The sequence below is a fragment of the Brevundimonas sp. AVps23W genome (assembly GCF_058681395.1).
The window spans coordinates 2,259,572-2,279,357 of sequence record NZ_CM178738.1 but is presented as its reverse complement, the minus strand read 5'-3'; the positions used below and the strand labels follow the sequence as shown (position 1 = coordinate 2,279,357).

The window sequence follows — 19,786 nt, the reverse complement described above, 5'->3', positions numbered from 1 at the left end:
AGATGGTAGCGCTACCACATCGTAGAGTGTGGATGGGAGGCGACCTTGCACCTTGTTTCACACCTGCCGGCGGACTGGCGCGATGCGCGTCTGCTGGGACGGATCATGACGCCGGCCGGTCCTTCTCCGGTCTTGGCCAGGGGCGGACGCCTCTATGACATCTCAGGCCAGGTCGCCACGACGGCCGAGGCTGTGTCTCGTGACGACCTGGGCCGGATCGAAGGGGTCGATCTGGGCGCGCTGGATGAGCTGTCGTTCGCCACGGCCTGGACCGCCGCAGGTGATGCGGACATCGTCCTGCTGTCGCCATTGGATCTGCAATGCATCAAGGCGTCCGGCGTCACCTTCGCGGTCTCGGCCCTGGAGCGGGTGATCGAGGAACGGGCGCGCGGCGACGCCGACGCCGCCAATGCGGTGCGCCAGTCCATTCTGGATCGGATCGGCGGCGATCTGAAGGATCTGAGGCCCGGCTCGGAACAGGCCGAGGCCGTCAAGGCGCAGCTGATCGCCGACGGCCTGTGGTCCCAGTATCTGGAGGTCGCCATCGGTCCCTATGCCGAAATCTTCACCAAGGCGCCGGTGCTGGCCTCGGTCGGCTGGGGCGCTGAAGTGGGCGTTCGCGCGGATTCGGCTTGGAACAACCCCGAGCCCGAGGTGGTGGTCATCTGCGATCCGGCGGGCCGGCCCGTCGGCGCAAGCCTGGGCAACGACGTCAATCTTCGCGACATCGAAGGGCGTTCGGCCCTGCTCCTGGGCAAGGCCAAGGACAATAACGCCTCCGCCGCCCTCGGCCCCTTTATCCGCCTGTTCGACGACGGCTTCGGCATGGACGACGTGCGCGCCGCTACGGTGCGGCTGGAGGTCGAGGGGCAGGACGGCTTCGTCATGACCGGCGAAAGCTCGATGCGGTTGATCAGCCGCGATCCCGAGGAACTGGTGCGCCAGACCCTGAGCGCCCACCAGTATCCCGACGGCTTCGCCCTGTATCTGGGCACCATGTTCGCGCCGATCGAGGATCGCGACGCGCCGGGCAAGGGCTTCACCCACAAGATCGGCGACCGCGTGCGCGTCTCGTCCGACAAGCTGGGCGTGCTCGAGAATATCGTGACCACCTGCGACCAGGCCCCGGCCTGGCGGTTCGGCGTGGTCGAGTTGATGCGTAACCTGGCCGCGCGCGGCCTGCTGGGAGCCTCTGTATGAGTCGCGCCGTCTATCCGTCGCTGAAGGACCGTCTGGTCGTCGTCACCGGCGGCGGTTCCGGCATCGGCGCCGGTTTCACCGAAGCCTTCGCGCGCCAGGGCGCCCGCGTCGTGTTTCTCGACATCGCAGAGGCGGACTCGCGTGCGCTGGAGGCGTCGCTGGCCGAACTGTCGCCCGCGCCCGTTTTTCATCCCTGTGACCTGATCGACGTCGCCGCGTTGCAGACCTGTCTCGCGAACGTGATCGCGGCCCATGGTCCGATCGACGTCCTGATCAACAACGCCGCCAACGACGACCGGCACAGCCTGGCCGAGGTGACGCACGCCTATTGGGACGAGCGGATCGCGGTCAATCTGCGCCATCTCTATTTCGCGGCCCAGTCCGCCGCGCCCGGTATGCGAGAGCAGGGGCGGGGAGTGATCATCAACCTCGGCTCGATCAGCTGGCACCTGGGTTTGCCCGACCTGTCGCTGTACGAGACCGCCAAGGCGGGCATCGAAGGCATGACGCGCGCCCTGGCGCGTGAACTGGGCGGGGACGGCGTGCGCGTGGTCTGTATCGTGCCGGGCAATGTCCAGACGCCGCGCCAGATGAAATGGTACACGCCCGAGGGCGAGGCCGAGATCGTGGCGGCACAGTGCCTGCCCGGACGGCTTCTTCCCGAGGACGTCGCGGCGCTAGGCCTGTTCCTGGCCTCGGACGACGCACGTTTGATTACAGGCCACGAGTATTTCGTGGACGCAGGCTGGCGATAGGCTTTCCTGCGACGTTCAACGCCCGCGTCAGACGGGCTCTTTGGGAGTAAATCGAAATGGCAGGACCAACGGGGGGCTCTGGCCCAGACATCGCGGGGGATGACCGCGTCAACATGGCCTTCATCGCCCTGATCGTGGCGGTCGCCACCATCGGCGGCTTCATGTTCGGCTATGATTCCGGCGTCATCAACGGCACCCAGGACGGGTTGGAGGCCACGTTCAATCTTTCGGCCCTGGGCACCGGGTTCAACGTCGGCGCCATTCTGCTGGGTTGCGCCTGCGGGGCCTTCATCGCCGGCCGTTTAGCCGACGCCATCGGCCGTCGCACGGTGATGCAGATCTCGGCCGTCCTGTTCATCATCTCGGCCTTCTGGGCCGGAGCGGCCGACACCTCGGCCCACTTCATCATCGCCCGCTTCATCGGCGGCCTGGGCGTCGGCGCCGCCTCGGTGCTGTCGCCGGCCTATATTTCCGAAGTGACCCCGGCCTCGATCCGCGGCCGGCTGTCGTCGGTGCAGCAGATCATGATCATCACGGGTCTGACCGGCGCCTTCGTGGCCAACTATGTGCTGGCCCGCACCGCCGGCGGATCGACCGCCGACTTCTGGATGGGCTTCCCTGCCTGGCGCTGGATGTTCTGGCTGCAGGTCATCCCCGCCGCCATCTATCTGCTGGCCCTGCTGGTCATCCCCGAAAGCCCGCGGTTCCTGGTGGTCAAGAAGAAGGACGCCCAGGCTGAAGCCGTCTTGTCCAAACTGTTCGGCGCCGGCGTCGGCGCGCGCAAGGTTCAGGAAATCCGCGCCTCTCTGGCCGCCGACCACAAGCCGAAATTCTCGGACCTGCTGGATCCGTCCACGAAGAAAGTGCGCCCCATCGTCTGGGCTGGTCTGATCCTGGCCGTGTTCCAGCAACTGGTCGGCATCAACATCGTCTTCTACTACGGCGCGGTGTTGTGGCAGTCGGTCGGCTTCTCCGAGAACGACGCGCTTCAGATCAACATCCTGTCCGGCGTCCTGTCGATCGCGGCCTGCCTGGCGGCCATTTCGGTCATCGACAAGATCGGCCGTAAGCCGCTGCTGCTGATCGGTTCGGCCGGCATGTTCGTGACCCTGGCCGTCGTGGCCTGGTGCTTCTCGCGCGCCGCCCTGATCGACGGTTCGCTGCACCTGGACGACAACACCGGCCTGACCGCCCTGATCGCGGCCAACGCCTATGTGGTCTTCTTCAACTTCAGCTGGGGCCCCGTCATGTGGGTCATGCTGGGTGAGATGTTCCCCAACCAGATGCGCGGTTCGGCCCTGGCCGTCGCCGGCTTCGCCCAGTGGATCGCCAACTTCGCCATCTCGGTCAGCTTCCCCTGGATGGCGGCGACGCTCGGCCTGGTCGTCACCTACGGCTTCTATGCGGTCAGCGCCCTGATCTCCTTCTTCCTGGTCCAGGCCTGGGTGAAAGAGACGCGCGGTCGCGAACTGGAAGACATGACGGGCTGACTTCCGGCCCTTCGATCCCTATCTCCCCGAGACGGGCGGCGCTCCCCCGCCGCCCGTCAGCCTTATGAAAAGGACATCCCATGACCGACACGCTTGAACTCTCGCACTGGATCGGCGGCGAAAAGGTCTCCGGCGCGCTTGCCGGCGAAAGCCTGAACCCGTCCGACACGCGCGACGTCGTGGCCCGCACGCCCAAGGGTGGAGCGGCCGAGGTTGATCAGGCCGTCGCCGCCGCCCGCGCCGCCTTCCCCGGCTGGTCCGACGCCTCGCCGGAAGTCCGTTTCGACGTGCTGGACAAGGCGGGTTCGCTGATCATGGCGCGCGCCGCCGAAATCGGCCGCCTGCTGTCGCGTGAAGAGGGCAAGACCCTGCCCGAGGGCATCGGCGAGACCATGCGCGCCGCCCGTATTCTGAAATATTTCGCCGGCGAGGCCCTGCGGGTCCACGGCCAGAACCTGGCTTCCACGCGTCCCGGCGTTGAAATCCAGACCTATCGCCAGGCTGTCGGCGTGTTCGGCCTGATCACCCCGTGGAACTTCCCCATCGCCATCCCGGCCTGGAAGATCGCCCCGGCCATCGCCTTCGGCAACACCGTCGTCATCAAGCCCGCCGGCCCGACCCCGGCCACCGCCGAGGCCCTGATCGCCGTCCTGCATGAGGCCGGCCTGCCCAAGGGCGTGGTCAATATGGTCATCGGCGACGGTGACGTCGGCCGCGCCATCGTGGCCCATCCGGGCGTGGACGGCATCAGCTTCACCGGCTCGCAAGCCGTGGGCGCCGGCGTGGCGGAAGGCGCGATGAAGCGTCAGGCCCGCGTCCAGCTGGAGATGGGCGGCAAGAACCCGCTGATCGTTCTGGACGACGCCGATCTGGACCGCGCCGTGGCCATCGCCCTGGACGGCTCCTATTTCGCCACCGGCCAGCGCTGCACGGCCTCCAGCCGCCTGATCGTTCAGGACGGCATCCACGACCGCTTCGTCGCCGCCCTGGCCGAGAAGGTTGCAGCCCTGCGCGTCGGCGACGCCCTGGACTCCAATACCCAGATGGGCCCGGCGGTCAGCGAGGCCCAGCGCGAGACCTCGTACAAGTACATCGACATCGCCCGCGAAGCCGGCGGCCGTATCGTGACCGGCGGCGAGCGTCTGAACCTCGACAAGCCGGGCTGGTACGTCCAGCCGACCTTGATCGCCGACACGGTCGCCGACGCCCGCATCAACAACGAAGAGGTCTTCGGCCCCGTCGCCTCGACCATCCGCGTCGCCAGCTATGAAGAGGCCCTGGCCGTCGCCAACGGCGTCGAGTTCGGGCTGTCGGCCGGCATCGTCACCCAGTCGCTGAAATACGCGCGCGACTTCCAGAAGAACGCCCGCGCCGGCATGACCATGGTCAATCTGGCCACTGCAGGCGTCGACTATCACGTGCCGTTCGGCGGATCGAAGAAGTCGAGCTATGGCTCCCGGGAACAGGGCTTTGCTGCGGTGGAATTCTACACCCAGATCAAGACCTCCTACTCGGCGAGCTGATTGATGAATGCTGTGGAACTGGTCTGGGATATCCAGGCGGAGCTGGGCGAAGGCCCCGTCTGGGACGCCGAGCGCAAGGCGGTGTGGTTCGTCGACATCAAGGGTCGAAAACTGCACCGCTACACCCCCGCGAGCGGCGAGACGGTCTCGTGGGACACGCCGGACCAGACCGGTTTCGCCCTGCCGGCGGAAGACGGTTCTCTGGTCTGCGGGGTTCGGGGCGGCTTGCACCGCTTCGAGCCCGAGACCGGCGTCTTCACCCTGATCCAGCCGGTCGAGGAAGACCGGCCGCAGAACCGGCTGAACGATGGCTTCGTGGCGCCCGACGGCTCGCTGTGGTTCGGGTCGATGGACGACAGCGAACAGGTCCAGACCGGCGCCCTCTATCGCTGGTTCCAGGGCGAACTGACCCGGCACGACGACGGATACGGCGTCACCAATGGCCCGTGCCTGAGCCCGGACGGCCGCACCCTCTATCACCACGACACCCTGGCCAAGACCGTCCTGGCCTTCGACCATGAGGACGGAGTGATCTCGAACCGGCGGGTCTTCGCCGTGACCGAGGACGGCTATGCCGACGGGCCGAGCATGGATTCCGCCGGGGTCCTGCACGTCGGCCTGTTCAACGGCTGGGGCGTGGCCAAGTTTTCGCCTGACGGCGAGCGGATCGGCAAGATCGAGGTTCCGGTCCAGACCGTGACCAAGGCGGCCTTCGGCGGCGAGGATCTGCGCGATGTCTATATGACCACGGCCTGGCTGGGGAATGCCGACAAGCGCGGCGAACAGCCGACCCTGGGCGGGCTTTACCGCGTGCGGGTCGAGACGCCGGGCCTGCCCCAGAACAAGATCCGCCTGTGAGCCTGCTGACGCTGACGGCCGGTGACTGGCGCGCGGCCGTGGCGCCGGAGCAGGGTGGGGCGATCCTGAGCCTGGACTGGCGGGGACAGCCTGTGTTCCGGCCGACGCCCGCAGGGGCGACCGACATGCTGGAGACGGCCTGTTTCCCCCTGGTCCCCTACGCCAACCGGATCGCCGACGCGCGGTTCGGTTTCGAGGGCCGGGACGTGCGTCTGACGGCGCTCGAGCGGTTCGCACCCCATGCTCTGCACGGCGACGGCTGGCTGAACCCCTGGGCGGTCGAGACCGTCTCAAAGGACCGCGTCGAGATGAGCCTTGACTGGCCGGGTGACGTCGATCCTGACGGCGCGGGTTGGCCCTGGCCATGGCTGGCGCGGCAGACGGTTCGACTGTCCGAAGACGGTCTCGAGATCGTCCTGTCGGTGACCAACACCGGCGATGCGGTCATGCCGGCGGGCCTGGGTCTGCACCCCTATTTCCACAAGTCCGCCGACAGCCGTCTCCGCCTGTCCGCGACCGGGGTCTGGCTGACCGACGCGCGCGAAATTCCTGAGCGGCTGGCGACGTCCGCTGCGGTGGCGGACTGGAGCGGCGGACTGGCCCTGGCCGAAGCGCCCTTCGTCGATCACGCCTATGCCGCCTGGAACGGCGAGGCGGTCATGGAAGGCGGCGGGCGGCGTGTGGTCATGCGCGGCGGCGCCGGCGCCGAATGGGCCCAGGTCTATGCCCCGGTCGGCGCGGACTTCTTCTGCGTCGAGCCGGTCACGCACCGCCCCGACGTGCTGAATGCCCCAGAGGGTGAGCAGGGCGGGCTGGCGCGGCTGCTGCCGGGCGAAACCCAGAGCCTGGTCATGACCGTGGCGGCTGACAATATCTAACGGAGGGGACGCGTCGTCTCGGCGACGACGCGTCGAACTTATCGCGCCGGAGCGGCCTTGGTCCAAGCCGCAACAAACGCGGCGGCGTTGGCGCCGACTTCGTCGGGCGACTGGCCAGGCTTGAACACCGCAGAGCCGATGCCGAAGCCGGAGGCGCCGGCGGCGAGCCATTGGCCCATGCTGTCGGGATCGACGCCGCCCACCGGATAGACGCGGGTGGCGGCGGGCAGGACGGCGCGAACCGCCTTCAGGCCGCGAGGGCCGGCGATCTCGGCCGGGAACAGTTTCAGGGCGTCGGCGCCGGCGTCCAGGGCGGCGAAAGCCTCGGATGGGGTGAAGAAGCCGGGCAGGGACAGCAGGCCCAGGGCCTTGGTCTCGCGGATCACGTCGGTGTTGGTGTTGGGCGAGATGATCAGTTGGCCGCCAGCCTGGGCGACTTCGCGCGCGGCGGCGACGGTCAGGACCGTGCCGGCGCCGACCAGGGCGCGGCCGTCCAGCGCCGCACGCAGACGGCGGATGCTTTCCAGAGGCTCAGGCGAGTTCAGCGGCACTTCCAGGCAGCGGAAGCCGGTGGCGACGATGGCTTCGCCAACGGCGACGGCCTCGTCAGGCTTCAGCCCGCGCAGGATGGCGATCAGCGGCAGGGCGTCCAGGCTTTCGACGGTGGGGGAGATCATCGGGATACAGCCTCGTGAATGCGCCACAGGCCCAGGGCCGTGGCGGCGGCGCCGTCCGCGATCCGGACGTCGTTGAAGCCGCCCAGAGCCAGGGCGGCGGCGTAGCGGCGGCAGAGGGAGTCTGCCCCGATCAGAATGACCGGTCGGGCGCGGGTGTCGCTTTGGGCCGAAACCTCGGCCCCAATCAGCAGACCGGACAGATAGTCGGCGGCGGATGCTGCGGAAAGACGTCCGGCCAGGCCTTCGACCCGGACGGAGAACAGGTTGGCGGTCACGGCCGGGTCGTGCAGTGCGCGCGTTACGCCGGCGGCGAAGGCGTCGTCGTCCACGCCCGGTTCGCCCATGTCGGCGCCCAGGATCGTGCCCTTGCGTATGGCGGCGAACAGCTCGCCGGTCATGAAGGTGCGGAAACCGGTGATCCTGGCCTGGGCCGTGCGGATCCATTTGCTGTGGGTGCCGGGGCCGACCACCACGGCGTCGTCCTGAAGGTCCAGACCCAGGACCTGGGTCTCCTCGCCGCGCATCACGTCCTGAAGGCGCTCACCTTCGAACGCCGCGACCCCGGGCACGAGGCGAACGAGGGGTGCATCATCCGGCGAAGCGACGGCGCCGGCTAAATCCGCTACGCCGGCGGGGCAGGGCAGATAGGCCATTTCGCGCCAACGACCGCGCGCGCCGGCCATGCCGCTGACCAGGACCGGCAGGCCTTCGCCCAACCAGTCGCCGGCCACGTCCCGAAGGACGTCGTGGAACTGGTCAGGCGCCAGGCCGCCCGCGCCGCGCGGATCTGAACGACTGTCCAGAACCCGGCCGCCTTCGGCGATCCGCATGGCGCGCAGATTGCTGGTGCCCCAGTCAATGCCGATAAGGCCGGGGCCGATCCGGTCTGTCGTCACGCTCACCTTACCACCAGATCGAATAGACCAGGATCAGGAAGCAGACGACGCCGACAGCAGCCAGGTTGAAGCCCAGCGACGTCTTGTAGCTGATCTGATCCAGCTTGATCTTCATCGCGTCCGGCTTGGCCGGGATCAGCAGGGAGACGATGACGGCTGCGATCAGGGACACGACGAAGACGACGCCGACCCGGTTCATGAAGGGGAAGATGAACTGACCCGTTTCCTGCAGCCACCAGAAGATGGCGGACAGCACGACCGAGCCGATGGCGGCGGTCAGGGCGCCGGCTTCAGACGCGCGCTTCCAGAACAGGCCCAGCATGAAGATGACCACGATGCCCGGCGTGAAGAAGCCCGTGAACTCCTGGATGAACTGGAAGGCCTGATCGAAGCCCCCCAGCAGGGGACGGGCGGTCAGGATGCCGATGATCACGGCGACGACGGCGGCGATGCGGCCGACCGTGACCAACTGATGCTCGGGCGTGTCCTTCCTGATCTTGGCGTAGAGATCCAGGGTGAAGATGGTCGAGATCGAGTTCACCTTGGACGCCAGCGAGGCGATGATGGCGGCGATCAGGGCGGCGAAGACCAGGCCCTTCAGACCGACCGGCAGCAGGTTCATCATCGACGGATAGGCTTGGTCCGGCGTCGACAGGTTTGGCGCCAGGATCAGGGCGGCCATGCCCGGCAGGACCACGATCACCGGCATCAGCAGTTTCAGATAGGCGGCGAAGGCGATGCCCTTTTGCGCTTCCGGCAGCGACTTGGCGGCCAGGGCGCGTTGGATGATGTATTGGTTGAAGCCCCAGTAGCTGATGTTCATGACCCACAGGCCGCCCAGCAGAACGGCGATGCCCGGCAGTTCCTGATAGTGCGGATTGTCCTTGGACAGGATCATGTCGAACTTCTCGGGGAACTGGGTGACCAGTGTGTGGAAGCCGGCGATGGCGCCGCCCGCGCCGCCAATGGTGGACAGGGCGATGAAGCCGATGATCAGGCCGCCGCAGACCAGCAGGGCCACCTGGACGATGTCGGTCAGGGCCACGGCCTTCAGGCCGCCCCACAGCTGATAGGCCAGGGCGAAGACGCCGATGGCGACGATGGCGTAGTCCTGGTTGAAGCCCGTGACGGTGTGGACGGCGATGGCGCCCAGCCACAGGATCGAGGTCACGTTCACGAAGACGTAGAGCAGCAGCCAGAACACGGCCATGACGTTGCGGATCGTCGGTCCGTACCGCTGCTGCAGGAACTGCGGCATGGTGACGATGTCGTTACGCAGGAAGATCGGCAGGAAGAACTTGCCGACGATCAGCAGGGTCAGCGCGGCCATCCATTCGTAGGAGGCGATGCCCAGGCCGATCACATAGCCCGATCCGCTCATGCCTATGATCTGTTCGGCCGAGATGTTGGCGGCGATCAGCGAGGCGCCGATGGCCCACCAGGGCAGGCTCTTGGACGCCATGAAATAGTCGGTGGAGGTCTTCTGCTCGCCGGCCTTGCCGCGAGAGACCCACTGGGCCAGGCCGAAGATGAAGACGGCGTAGATCGCCAGAATCGCCAGATCGATGCCCGCGAGCGTCATGTGCATTTCCCCTACAGCCCTTGGTGCGGGCGGCCCTTGGTCCGGGCTTCCCGTAAAGCCTAGGGGAGGCGTCCATCCGCCGCAACGATATTTTTATATATGCGTGGAGATTTTACCCGCGACAATGCTAAGGTCCGGTGCTCGGCGGGCTTCACCCGATGGACACGCCCCGGTAGCCTCTGGATCTTCCCGCAGGATTCCCATGACCGATCAAGACCCGACTGACGACCGTAAATATCGTGCGCCAGCGCTGGAGAAGGGCCTGGACGTGCTGGAACTGCTGTCGGCCCAGGGGCAACCCATGACGCCGTCGCAGATGTCGGCGACGCTGGGCCGTTCGGTAAGCGAGCTGTTCCGCATGATCCAGGTGCTGGAGTTTCGCGGCTATATCGAACAGTCGCCGGACGGCTATCGCCTGACCAATCGCCTCTTCACCCTGGGCATGACCCAGGCGCCGATCAAGTCGCTGGTCGATGTGGCTATGCCGGCCATGCGTGATCTGGCCTCCAGCACCATGCAGTCCTGTCACTTGGTCGTGCCGTCTGGCGATCAGATCGTTGTCATCGCCCGGATCGAGAGCCCGGGTGATCTCGGCTATTCGGTCCGGATCGGGTATCGACGCAGCATCCTGCACGCGACCTCGGGCCTGATGTTCTATTCCCGGTCCAACCCGCGGGCGCGCAAACATCTGCACGACAGCCTGGTCTCTCTGTTTGGAGAAGCGGAAGTCACCGAGTTCGCGAAGCGGGCTGTGGCTATGACGCGAGGCGCTCATGTCGAGCGCGCCAGTGATTTCGTGGTCGGCGTCACCGACCTGGTCGCACCGATCATCGGATCCGACGGCGTCATCGCCACCCTGATCACCCCCTTCATCGAACAGGCGTCCATGGTCTGCACCAAGGATCAGGCGGCGACCCTGCTGGTGCAGGCGGCGTCGGATATTTCCGAGCAGATGAGCGCTGTTTCGCAAGCCTGATGTTCCGCCCAGCTTCCGCCGTTGACAGGAGGAAGCGCAGTCGTCATTTTCGCGGACGGTAACGCGTTTTATTTGTGAAACGCCAACAGCCGCCGATAATCGGCGGGCGTCGAGGAGGCGCGCTTCGAACCATGGCCGCCATCTACACCGACCTGAAGGGCAAGACCGTCATCGTCACCGGGGGCGCCGGCGGCATCGGCGAGGGCATTGTCCGCGCATTCCACGCCCAGGGCGCCCGCGTGGGCTTTCTCGATATTGACGCGCAACGGGGCCCCAAGCTTCAGGCCGAGCTGGGGGCGGACACGCTGTTCGTCGCCTGTGACCTGACCGATATTCCGGCGCTGAAGGCCGCGGTGGCCGAGGTGCGCGCTGCGTTCGGCCCGATCGACATCCTGGTCAACAACGCCGCCCATGACGAACGTCATGCGACCCTGGACGTGACCGAGGAATACTGGGACGGCCGGATGGCCGTGAACCTGAAGCATCAGTTCTTCGCCGCTCAGGCGGTGCTGCCCGACATGAAGGCGAGCGGCAAGGGCGCCATCGTCAACCTGGGCTCCACGTCCTGGATCATCGGGCAGGGCGGAATGCCGGCCTATACGGCGTGCAAGTCGGCCGTGATCGGCCTGACCCGTTCGCTGGCCCGCGATTTCGGCCCCTTCGGCGTTCGTGTGAACGCCGTGGCGCCCGGCTGGATCATGACCGAGCGCCAGCTCGAGCTGTGGGTCACGCCGGAGACCGAAAAGGAAATCTACGCCAACCAGTGCCTCAAGCGCCGGCTCGTGCCGGACGACATCGCCAAGATGGTCGTCTTCATGTGCTCGGACGAGGCCGGGGCGATCACCAATCAACACTATGTCGTCGATGGCGGCTGGACCTGAAATGACCGATACTCCGAAGACCGCCAAGACGCTCCGCAGCCGCGCCTGGTTCGACAATCCGGAAAACCCGGACATGACGGCGCTCTATCTGGAGCGATATCTGAACTACGGACTGACGCGCAAAGAGCTTCAGTCGAACAAGCCGATCATCGGCATCGCCCAGACCGGTTCGGACCTGTCGCCGTGCAACCGCCATCACCTGGTGCTGGCTGAGCGCGTGCGCGAGGGTATTCGCGAAGCCGGCGGCATCGCCATGGAATTCCCGGTCCATCCGATCCAGGAAACGGGCAAGCGCCCGACCGCCGGTCTGGACCGCAACCTGGCCTATCTGGGTCTGGTTGAGAGCCTGTACGGCTATCCGCTGGATGGGGTCGTTCTGACCATCGGCTGCGACAAGACCACGCCCGCCTGCCTGATGGCGGCGGCCACCGTGGACATCCCCGCCATCGCCCTGTCGGTTGGACCGATGCTGAACGGCTGGCACCGGGGCGAGCGCACCGGTTCCGGCACGATCATCTGGAAGGCGCGCCAGATGATGGCGGCCGGTGAGATCGACTATGACGGCTTCATCGAACTGGTGGCGTCTTCGGCTCCGTCGGTCGGCTACTGCAACACCATGGGCACGGCGACGACCATGAACTCGCTGGCCGAGGCCCTGGGCATGTCGCTGCCCGGGTCGGCCGCCATTCCGGCGCCCTACCGCGAGCGCGCCCAGGTCGCCTATGAGACCGGTCTGCGCATCGTCGAGATGGTGCGCGAAGACCTGAAGCCGTCGGACATTCTGACGAAGGAAGCCTTCCACAACGCCATCGTCGTCAACTCGGCCATCGGCGGCTCGACCAACGCCCCGATCCACCTGACGGCTCTGGCTCGCCACGCCCACGTCGATGTGCCGCTGCAGGACTGGCAGACCGAGGGCCTGCACGTGCCGCTGCTGGTGAACCTGCAACCCGCCGGCGACTATCTGGGCGAGGACTATTTCCATGCCGGCGGCGTGCCTGCCGTGGTGTCCGAGCTGATGAAACAGGGGCTGATCCGCGAGAACGCCCTGACCGTGACCGGCAAGTCGATTGGCGAGAACTGCAAGGACGCCGAGATCGTTCTGCCGGACGTCATCAAGACCTTCGACGCCCCGATGAAGACCGACGCCGGTTTCGTCGTCTTCACCGGCAACCTGTTCAACTCGGCCATCATGAAGCTGAGCGTGATCAGCCCTGAGTTCCGCGAGCGCTATCTGTCCAACCCCGACGACCTGAACGCCTTCGAAGGCCCCGCCGTCGTGTTCGACGGGCCCGAGGACTATCACCACCGGATTGACGACGAGAGCCTGGGCATCACCGAACAGACCCTGCTGTTCATGCGCGGCGCCGGCCCCATCGGCTATCCGGGCGCGGCCGAGGTCGTGAACATGCGGCCGCCGTCATACCTGATCAAGAAGGGCGTCAGCGCCCTGGCCTGTATCGGCGACGGACGTCAGTCGGGCACCTCGGGCTCGCCTTCGATCCTGAACGCCTCGCCCGAGGCGGCGGCAGGCGGCAATATCGCCCTGCTGAAGACCGGCGACCGGGTGCGGATCGACCTGAACACCGGCCGCGCCGACATCCTGATCTCGGACGAGGAACTGGCCCAGCGCCGCGCCGCGTTCGAGGCGGCGGGCGGCTATAAATACCCGGCGTCGCAGACTCCTTGGCAGGAGATTCAACGCGCCACGGTCGGTCAGCTGGAGACCGGCGCCGTGCTTGAGCCCGCGATCAAGTATCACCGCATCGTCGATAAGTTCGGCCTGCCGCGCGACAACCACTAAGGCGATCTGGCGTCGTTTCGGCGGGCCGACGTTGATCGTCAGCCCGCCGGTCCGGCGTTGCAACGCGCGGTGATGTAGTCGTCGTGGGTCGGCATCTGTTCGACCGCGCGCCGGATCGCCGATCGTACCTCGTTGAGCCGGAGCCGGATCTGCTCTTGAGGAACGATTTCGGTCAGAGGGTCGCAACGGGCCGGGAATATGCCCTGGCCCATCAGGACGGTGATCCAACTGGCCTCCTGAAACAGTTTGTCCTCGTGGCGGAAAACCCGCCCGCGACTGCGGAACAGTTCGATCTTTTCGCTGAGGCTGTCAGGCACGGCCATGGCGCGCACCTGGCGCCACAGCGGCGCGTCGTCCCGCTCGGTGGCGTGGTAGTGCAGGATGATGAAGTCGCGAACCCGTTCGAACTCCGCCTGCATCAGCTGGTTGTAGTTGTCGATGTCTATCTGGGCGAAGCCGGTGTCGGGGAAACCGAGCAAGAGCTTGGAAATGCCGGACTGGATCAGGTGAATACTGGTCGATTCCAGCGGCTCTATAAAACCGGATGCGAGGCCCAGGGACAGGCAGTTCTTGTTCCACGCCTTGCGTCGGCGGCCGGTGGTGAACCGCAGGAGGTTCGGCTCCCCCGTCGCAGGTCCGTCCAGGGACGCCCGAAGCGTCGCCTCGGCTTCGTCGTCTGACAGGAAGGCGCTGCTATAGACATAGCCGTTGCCCGTCCGGTGTTGCAGCGGGATCCGCCAGCGCCAGCCCGCCGACAGGGCCGTGGACTGGGTATAGGGAATAGGCGCCCCCACGCGAGCGCAGGGCATGGCGACGGCACGGTCGGCAGGCAGCCAGTGGGTCCAGTCCTCGTATCCGGTGTTCAGCGCGCCTTCGATGAGCAGGCCGCGAAAACCGGAACAGTCGATGAAGAAGTCGGCCGCCAATTCGCGTCCGTCCTCCAGTTTGACGGAATGGATGAACCCGTCGCCCTCGCGCAACCGGACATCGGCGATACGGCCTTCATGACGGATAACGCCGCGTGCTTCCGACTGTCGTCGCAGAAAACGGGCATAGAGGCCGGCGTCGAAATGGAAGGCGTAGGTCATCCGCGCCAGGGGCGAGTGCAGCGTGTCCTCAGGGCGCGCGAACCGACCCAGTCGGGCCGCGACTTCGGTTGGCGAATATTCGCCTAGGGCGCCGACGTCCCCGCCGCCTGCGGTCGCTCTCAGCCAGTATTGGTGAAAGGCCGCTACGCCGAGCGGGGCGCCGTAGGCGCCGAAGGGATGGAAATAGCCATGCCCTTGGCGAAACCAGTCCTGGAAGGCGATGCCCAGTTTGAACGTGGCCTGGGTTTCGCGAATGAAGCTGTTCTCATCGATGCCCAACAGCTGGTTGAAGAGTTTTATCGGCGGCACGGTCGCCTCGCCGACGCCGACCGTGCCTACGGCTTCGGACTCGACCAGATCGATATGCACCGCGCCGCCCAGGATGTGGGAGAGGGCGGCTGCGGCCATCCACCCGGCCGTGCCGCCGCCGACGATCAGAATGCGTCGAATGGGGGGCGGAACCATCAGGCGTAGCCGGTGAAATGTTCGGAGTGGGGAGGCAGGCTGGCGACCGCCTGGCGGATCAGGTCGGCGAAGCGCGCGGCCTGTCGTTGGACGTCGTCCAGCTTGTCCAGCGCGACGAGGGGCGCCGCCTGTCGGGGCCAGACGCCGAGGCCGGTGAAAATCGCGGTCCAGCTGTCCTCCCGGAAGGACTCATCCTCCAGAAGCGAAATCTCCCCCCGTGCGCGGAACAGCTCGATCTTCTGCATCAGGCTGTCGGGGGGAGCAGTGTTGCGGCAGTGCTGCCAAAGGTCGCCGTCGGTCCGTTGCGCCAGGTGATAATGCAGGACGATGAAGTCGCGAATTCGCTCGGCTTCCTGAGTGGATAGACGGTTGTATTCGCGGATCAGGACCGGGTCGAAGCTTCGATCAGGAAACAGCTGCAGCAGCCGGCCGATCCCGTTCTGTATGAGGTTTATGCTGGTCGATTCCAGCGGTTCCAGAAAGCCTGAGGCCAGCCCCAGGGACACCACATTGCCTTTCCAGGCTTCTCGCCGACGACCGGTGACGAACCTCAAATGGTTGGGCTCGGCCAGAGGGGGCGATTCCATCTGACCAACCAGGTCGTCCAACGCGGCCTGATCGTCGATATGGGCGCTGGAATAGACATAGCCGTTGCCGACCCGGTGCTGGAGCGGGATGCGCCACTGCCACCCGGCCGCACGGGCTCGGGCCGTCGTGAACGGCTCGGCGGGTCGCGTCGAGGCGCAGGGCAGGGCGATGGCGCGGTTGCAGGGGAGCCAGCGGCTCCAGTCCTCGTAACCGGCCTTCATCGTCTGTTCGATCAGCAGGCCCCGGAAGCCCGAACAGTCGATGAACAGGTCGGCCTCGACCTGGCGACCGTCCTCAAGTCGTACAGCGGCGACATGTCCCGTGGCTGGAGCCTGCACGACCTCGACGATCCGCCCCTCGCAACGCACCACGCCCAGACCTTCCGCCAGGGTCCGCAGGCGACGTGCGAACAGGCCGGCGTCGAACTGGAAGGCGTAGGAGTAGTGGGAGAGGGCGGAACGGGGATCGTCTACTGGCGGAGCGAAACGGCCGGCGCGCGCCATGACGGTCGGCAGCGACCAGGGCTCCAGATTCTCTATCCGGCCCGCCGCCTTCAGCCGGAATAAATACTGCCGCCACGCCTGTCCGGCGACGGTCGGGCCATAGTCGCCGAAACCGTGGAAATAGTCTGAGCCCGGACCATTCCAGTCCTTGAACCCTATGCCCAATTTCGCGGTAGCCGCCGTGGAACGGATGAAGTCGTCCTCGGCCAAGCCCAGCATGCGAATGAACTGACGGATTGGCGGGATGGTCGCCTCGCCGACGCCCACGGTTCCGATGGCCTCCGATTCGACCAGCGTGATGTCGAGGCCCAGGCGAGACGATCGCGTGAAGCTGCGCGCCAGCGCAGCGGCGGCCATCCACCCGGCGGTGCCGCCGCCGATTATGGCGACGCGGCGCACTTCTCCCGAAGACTGGTCCATAACCTCTCCCTACATGCCGGCTTTTCGCCGATCCTGATTGCCGGCCATCGTTAAAGCAAAGCTCGATGGAGAGCATTGATGGTAGCGCTATCAGAAATTGCTTTTCAACACGTGAAAACCTGTGCATCCTTGAAAGGTGATCATGCCGTCTAGGACGCAGGATCTCACATCGGGAGGGATGTCGTCCCACGTCGCTGATAAGCGGCGGGCGCGACCAGCAGGAGGTTGAGGCTTATGTCTCGTCATAATCATGTTCGCCGTGTCGCGCTTCTGTGCGGCGCTTCGCTTGTCGCAGTCGCCGCTCTGGCGCCGACGATGTCTGTCGCGCAGGAAGCTGCACAGTCTGATGACGCCGCCACGGTCGACGAAGTGGTCGTCACCGGCATCCGCGCTCAGCTGCGCTCGGCCCAATCCATCAAGAAGAACTCCGAGGTCATCGTTGATTCGGTGACGGCCGTGGACATCGGCGCCCTGCCGGACCGCTCGGTCTCCGAAGCGCTTCAGCGTATCCCCGGCATCACCCTGCAACGCACCAACTCCGCCCGCGACCCCGCCCGTCTGGCGGCGGAAGGCGGCGGCGTCTTCGTGCGCGGTCTGTCGGGCGTTCGCTCCGAAACCAACGGCCGCGACATCTTCTCGGCCTCCAGCGGTCGGGGTCTGAGCTTCGAAGACGTGTCCGCCGATCTGCTGTCGGGCGTGGACGTGTACAAGAACGTCGCGGCCAACATGATCGAAGGCGGTATCGCCGGCACGATCAACCTGCGCACCCGCGTTCCGTTCGACAACAGCGAGCCGCTGCTGGCGATCAACGCCGACTACAACTATGGCGACCTGTCGGAAAAAGGCTTCTGGTCGGGCAGCATCATCGGTTCGGACCGCTGGGACACGCGGATCGGCGAGTTCGGCCTGCTGGCCAATGTCAGCATCTCCAACGTGGGCAACCGCACCGACAGCATCTCGGCGGACCGTTACGACCCGGTGACCCTGTCGGCCGACAGCGCCGACGGCACGGGTAAAGCGGGGCAGACCGTCTATATTCCCAAGAACATGGGCTGGCGGACCATTGACTGGGAGCAGAAGCGTACGGCCGTCGCCCTGGCGGCGCAGTGGCGCCCTAACGACCAATGGCTGTTCACGCTCCAGGCTCTGGGGTCGCAAGCCGAGGCCTACAATGTCGAATATGCGATGGGCAGCGAGAGCATCCTGACGCCGAACTCGAGCTATTCGTATAATGACGCTGGGTTCTTCGTTTCCGGAGAGGTTCCCAACGCCAATTACAGCACCGACACTCGCGTCGGCGACGATACCAAGAAGACCGGCGATGTCTCGCTGAATTTCAAATATACGCCCGGCGGCGCCTGGTCCTTCAGCGGCGATCTTCAGTACGTCAAGTCGACGGCCGAGATTTACTCGATGACGGCCTACACGCAGCTGGAGGATCGCCCGACTCTGGCGTTCACGATTGATGGCGATCTTCCGACCATCACCTCGACCGGTGGGTCGATGGAAGACAAGTCCAGCTACTGGTGGGCTGCCGCCATGGACCACATCGAAGACAACGAAGCCGACGAGGTGGCCGGTCGTCTCGATGCACGCTACGATTTCGAAAACAATGACTTCTTCCGCTCGGTCGAGTTCGGCGTCCGTATGACGGACAAGAACTACACCAATCGTCAGACAAAATATAACTGGAATCTGCTATCTAACCAGTACTGGTTAGGGAATACGAATACGGTTTACCTGGATGAGACGGGCTATTCTGGCGGAACGCAAGATGCTCGCTTGCTTGACTCGTCTTTCCTGTACACATTCGACAATTTCTTCCGCGGCGACACCAGCGTTCCGGGCGTCGCCTGGTTCCCCACTGCTGGTCTGCTGAACAAGGGCACGGCCTCCGCCTACGACATCCTCAAGAACACTGAGAGCGCCGGATGGGGTTGGTCGCCGCTCAGCGACGATTACGACAGCTATCGTTTGGGCAGCGGGGACGGCGGTGTAACCGACCTGCAGGAGAAGACCGAGGCGGCCTATATCTATAGCCGTTTCGGCAATGATACTGGCTTCTTCGGCCGCGCCTTCGACGGCAATATCGGTCTTCGCGTCGTGAAGACCAAGACCGAGACCAACCAGGTCATCACCCTGCCGTCGATCACTGGCACCTGCCCGCCGGCGACCAACGCAGCTGCGGACTGCACCGACTTCAATGAAGCGGTCCAGTTCGTCTCCGGCGGCGCATTGGACGCAGGCGCGGATGTCAGCAAAGAGTACACCAATGTGCTTCCCAGCCTGAACCTGCGCGCCTTCCTGACTGACACGCTTCAGGCCCGTGTCGCCGTTTCGCGCGCCATTGTGCGACCGGAAATGTACCAGCTTCAGCCCTTCACCAATCTGTCGATCAACTTTGAGTCTGACGGCTATACGCTGAACGCGACGACGCCCTATACGGGCACCGGCGGCAATCCAAACCTAGAACCTCTGAAGTCCACCAACTACGATTTCAGCGTGGAATGGTATTTCGCCCCCACCGGAAGCCTGACCTTCGCCGCCTTCCACAAGGATCTGAAGGACTACATCTTCTCGGGTAGTTCGACCGAAACCTTCACCAACGGCGGCGTGAGCTACGACTTCGTCATCTCGCGCTATGTGAATGGCGATGAGGGCAAGATTGACGGTTTCGAACTGGCCTATTCGCAGTTCTACGACTTCTTGCCAGGAGCGCTGAGCGGCCTGGGGCTTCAGGCCAACTTCACCTATGTCGATAGCAGCGGCGGGCGCAACACCAGCCAAGACATCCTCAGCACTGACCAAAACTCGGCGTCTGGAGCCGAACTGCCGCTCGAGGGTCTGTCCAAGACCAGCTACAACGCCGCCGTCCTGTATGAAAAATACGGCATTTCGGCGCGCCTCGCCTACAACTGGCGCGAGGAGTATCTGATGACCACCTCGGCGGCCAACATCAACGCGCCTGTCTGGGCCAGCGACTTCGGCCAGCTGGATGGTTCGATCTTCTACAACCTGACGTCGGACGTGAAGATCGGCATTCAGTCGACCAACATCCTGAACGAACGGACGGTTCTGAAGGTCGGCTATCCGGACCGTAAGGCGCCTTACAACTGGGTCGACACCGACCGCCGGGTCGCTGTGGTGCTGCGCGCCGCCTTCTGATCTGGACTGACCCAACGGGGCGTCGGCAGTCGCCGGC

Annotated in this window: 15 protein-coding genes; 10 read left to right on the top strand and 5 right to left on the bottom strand. The window is 65.3% G+C overall.

Translation table 11 applies throughout. The features are described 5' to 3' along the window. The first annotated feature begins 45 nt into the window (after positions 1-45). From ACW177_RS11055 to ACW177_RS11030, 6 genes are all read left to right on the top strand, one after another. Positions 46-1,200 (top strand): fumarylacetoacetate hydrolase family protein, encoded by a 1,155-nt coding sequence (locus ACW177_RS11055; RefSeq protein WP_492025763.1) that lies wholly within the window; start codon positions 46-48, stop codon positions 1,198-1,200. Further along, complete coding sequence (gene xylB, locus ACW177_RS11050) at positions 1,197-1,955, top strand: D-xylose 1-dehydrogenase (protein WP_492025762.1); 759 nt, start codon at positions 1,197-1,199, stop codon at positions 1,953-1,955. Before ACW177_RS11055 ends, xylB begins: the two co-directional genes overlap by 4 nt. Before the next feature lie 56 nt (positions 1,956-2,011). Next, positions 2,012-3,445: a sugar porter family MFS transporter gene (locus ACW177_RS11045; protein WP_492025761.1), complete on the top strand. Its 1,434-nt coding sequence runs from the start codon at positions 2,012-2,014 to the stop codon at positions 3,443-3,445. Positions 3,446-3,525: 80 nt separating this feature from the next. Then, positions 3,526-4,968 (top strand): aldehyde dehydrogenase family protein, encoded by a 1,443-nt coding sequence (locus ACW177_RS11040; RefSeq protein WP_492025760.1) that lies wholly within the window; start codon positions 3,526-3,528, stop codon positions 4,966-4,968. Between the two features lie 3 nt (positions 4,969-4,971). Further along, entirely contained in the window at positions 4,972-5,826 is an 855-nt protein-coding gene (locus tag ACW177_RS11035) for an SMP-30/gluconolactonase/LRE family protein (RefSeq protein ID WP_492025759.1), read from the top strand. Beyond that, the gene (locus ACW177_RS11030) at positions 5,823-6,704 is read left to right on the top strand and encodes an aldose 1-epimerase (protein WP_492025758.1); all 882 of its coding nucleotides are present in this window, start codon (positions 5,823-5,825) and stop codon (positions 6,702-6,704) included. Before ACW177_RS11035 ends, ACW177_RS11030 begins: the two co-directional genes overlap by 4 nt. 38 nt (positions 6,705-6,742) lie before the next feature. Here ACW177_RS11030 and ACW177_RS11025 read toward each other — a convergent pair whose 3' ends face one another. Genes ACW177_RS11025 through ACW177_RS11015 form a run of 3 tightly spaced genes read right to left on the bottom strand, consistent with a single transcriptional unit; the run spans position 6,743 to position 9,859 of the window. Beyond that, entirely contained in the window at positions 6,743-7,381 is a 639-nt protein-coding gene (locus ACW177_RS11025; protein ID WP_492025757.1) for a 2-dehydro-3-deoxy-6-phosphogalactonate aldolase, read from the bottom strand. Next, positions 7,378-8,283, bottom strand: a complete 906-nt coding sequence (locus tag ACW177_RS11020; protein WP_492025756.1) for a 2-dehydro-3-deoxygalactonokinase — start codon at positions 8,281-8,283, stop codon at positions 7,378-7,380. The genes ACW177_RS11025 and ACW177_RS11020 overlap by 4 nt, the downstream gene beginning before the upstream one ends. 1 nt (position 8,284) lies before the next feature. Further along, positions 8,285-9,859, bottom strand: a complete 1,575-nt coding sequence (locus ACW177_RS11015; RefSeq protein ID WP_492025755.1) for a sodium/sugar symporter — start codon at positions 9,857-9,859, stop codon at positions 8,285-8,287. 202 nt (positions 9,860-10,061) lie between these two features. Between ACW177_RS11015 and ACW177_RS11010 the strand changes: the two genes are divergently transcribed. From ACW177_RS11010 to ACW177_RS11000, 3 genes are all read left to right on the top strand, one after another. Next, a complete protein-coding gene (locus ACW177_RS11010; protein WP_492025754.1) occupies positions 10,062-10,835 on the top strand; it encodes an IclR family transcriptional regulator in 774 nt (257 codons plus the stop codon). 131 nt (positions 10,836-10,966) lie between these two features. Further along, positions 10,967-11,716 carry an SDR family NAD(P)-dependent oxidoreductase gene (locus ACW177_RS11005; protein ID WP_492025753.1) on the top strand — a complete coding sequence of 250 codons (750 nt, stop codon included), beginning with the start codon at positions 10,967-10,969 and terminating at the stop codon, positions 11,714-11,716. A 1-nt stretch (position 11,717) separates the two neighbouring features. Beyond that, the gene (locus ACW177_RS11000) at positions 11,718-13,520 is read left to right on the top strand and encodes an IlvD/Edd family dehydratase (protein WP_492025752.1); all 1,803 of its coding nucleotides are present in this window, start codon (positions 11,718-11,720) and stop codon (positions 13,518-13,520) included. A gap of 38 nt (positions 13,521-13,558) precedes the next feature. Here the strand turns inward: ACW177_RS11000 and ACW177_RS10995 are convergent, their stop codons facing one another. Both ACW177_RS10995 and ACW177_RS10990 read right to left on the bottom strand, forming a co-directional pair. Continuing rightward, complete coding sequence (locus ACW177_RS10995) at positions 13,559-15,073, bottom strand: tryptophan halogenase family protein (protein ID WP_492025751.1); 1,515 nt, start codon at positions 15,071-15,073, stop codon at positions 13,559-13,561. Further along, entirely contained in the window at positions 15,073-16,584 is a 1,512-nt protein-coding gene (locus tag ACW177_RS10990; RefSeq protein ID WP_492025750.1) for a tryptophan halogenase family protein, read from the bottom strand. The genes ACW177_RS10995 and ACW177_RS10990 overlap by 1 nt, the downstream gene beginning before the upstream one ends. Before the next feature lie 315 nt (positions 16,585-16,899). Here ACW177_RS10990 and ACW177_RS10985 point away from each other — a divergent pair, with 315 nt between their 5' ends. Then, positions 16,900-19,749 carry a TonB-dependent receptor gene (locus ACW177_RS10985; RefSeq protein ID WP_492025749.1) on the top strand — a complete coding sequence of 950 codons (2,850 nt, stop codon included), beginning with the start codon at positions 16,900-16,902 and terminating at the stop codon, positions 19,747-19,749. Positions 19,750-19,786: the final 37 nt, after the last annotated feature.

What these genes read in the sequence shown, in the direction of transcription:
- xylB (WP_492025762.1), top strand. Translation starts at nt 1,197, where the DNA reads ATGAGTCGCGCCGTCTATCCGTCGCTGAAGGACCGTCTGGTCGTCGTC.
- ACW177_RS11045 (WP_492025761.1), top strand. Translation starts at nt 2,012, where the DNA reads ATGGCAGGACCAACGGGGGGCTCTGGCCCAGACATCGCGGGGGATGAC.
- ACW177_RS11040 (WP_492025760.1), top strand. Translation starts at nt 3,526, where the DNA reads ATGACCGACACGCTTGAACTCTCGCACTGGATCGGCGGCGAAAAGGTC.
- ACW177_RS11035 (WP_492025759.1), top strand. Translation starts at nt 4,972, where the DNA reads ATGAATGCTGTGGAACTGGTCTGGGATATCCAGGCGGAGCTGGGCGAA.
- ACW177_RS11025 (WP_492025757.1), bottom strand. Translation starts at nt 7,381, where the DNA reads ATGATCTCCCCCACCGTCGAAAGCCTGGACGCCCTGCCGCTGATCGCC.
- ACW177_RS11015 (WP_492025755.1), bottom strand. Translation starts at nt 9,859, where the DNA reads ATGACGCTCGCGGGCATCGATCTGGCGATTCTGGCGATCTACGCCGTC.
- ACW177_RS11010 (WP_492025754.1), top strand. Translation starts at nt 10,062, where the DNA reads ATGACCGATCAAGACCCGACTGACGACCGTAAATATCGTGCGCCAGCG.
- ACW177_RS11005 (WP_492025753.1), top strand. Translation starts at nt 10,967, where the DNA reads ATGGCCGCCATCTACACCGACCTGAAGGGCAAGACCGTCATCGTCACC.
- ACW177_RS11000 (WP_492025752.1), top strand. Translation starts at nt 11,718, where the DNA reads ATGACCGATACTCCGAAGACCGCCAAGACGCTCCGCAGCCGCGCCTGG.
- ACW177_RS10995 (WP_492025751.1), bottom strand. Translation starts at nt 15,073, where the DNA reads ATGGTTCCGCCCCCCATTCGACGCATTCTGATCGTCGGCGGCGGCACG.
- ACW177_RS10990 (WP_492025750.1), bottom strand. Translation starts at nt 16,584, where the DNA reads ATGGACCAGTCTTCGGGAGAAGTGCGCCGCGTCGCCATAATCGGCGGC.
- ACW177_RS10985 (WP_492025749.1), top strand. Translation starts at nt 16,900, where the DNA reads ATGTCTGTCGCGCAGGAAGCTGCACAGTCTGATGACGCCGCCACGGTC.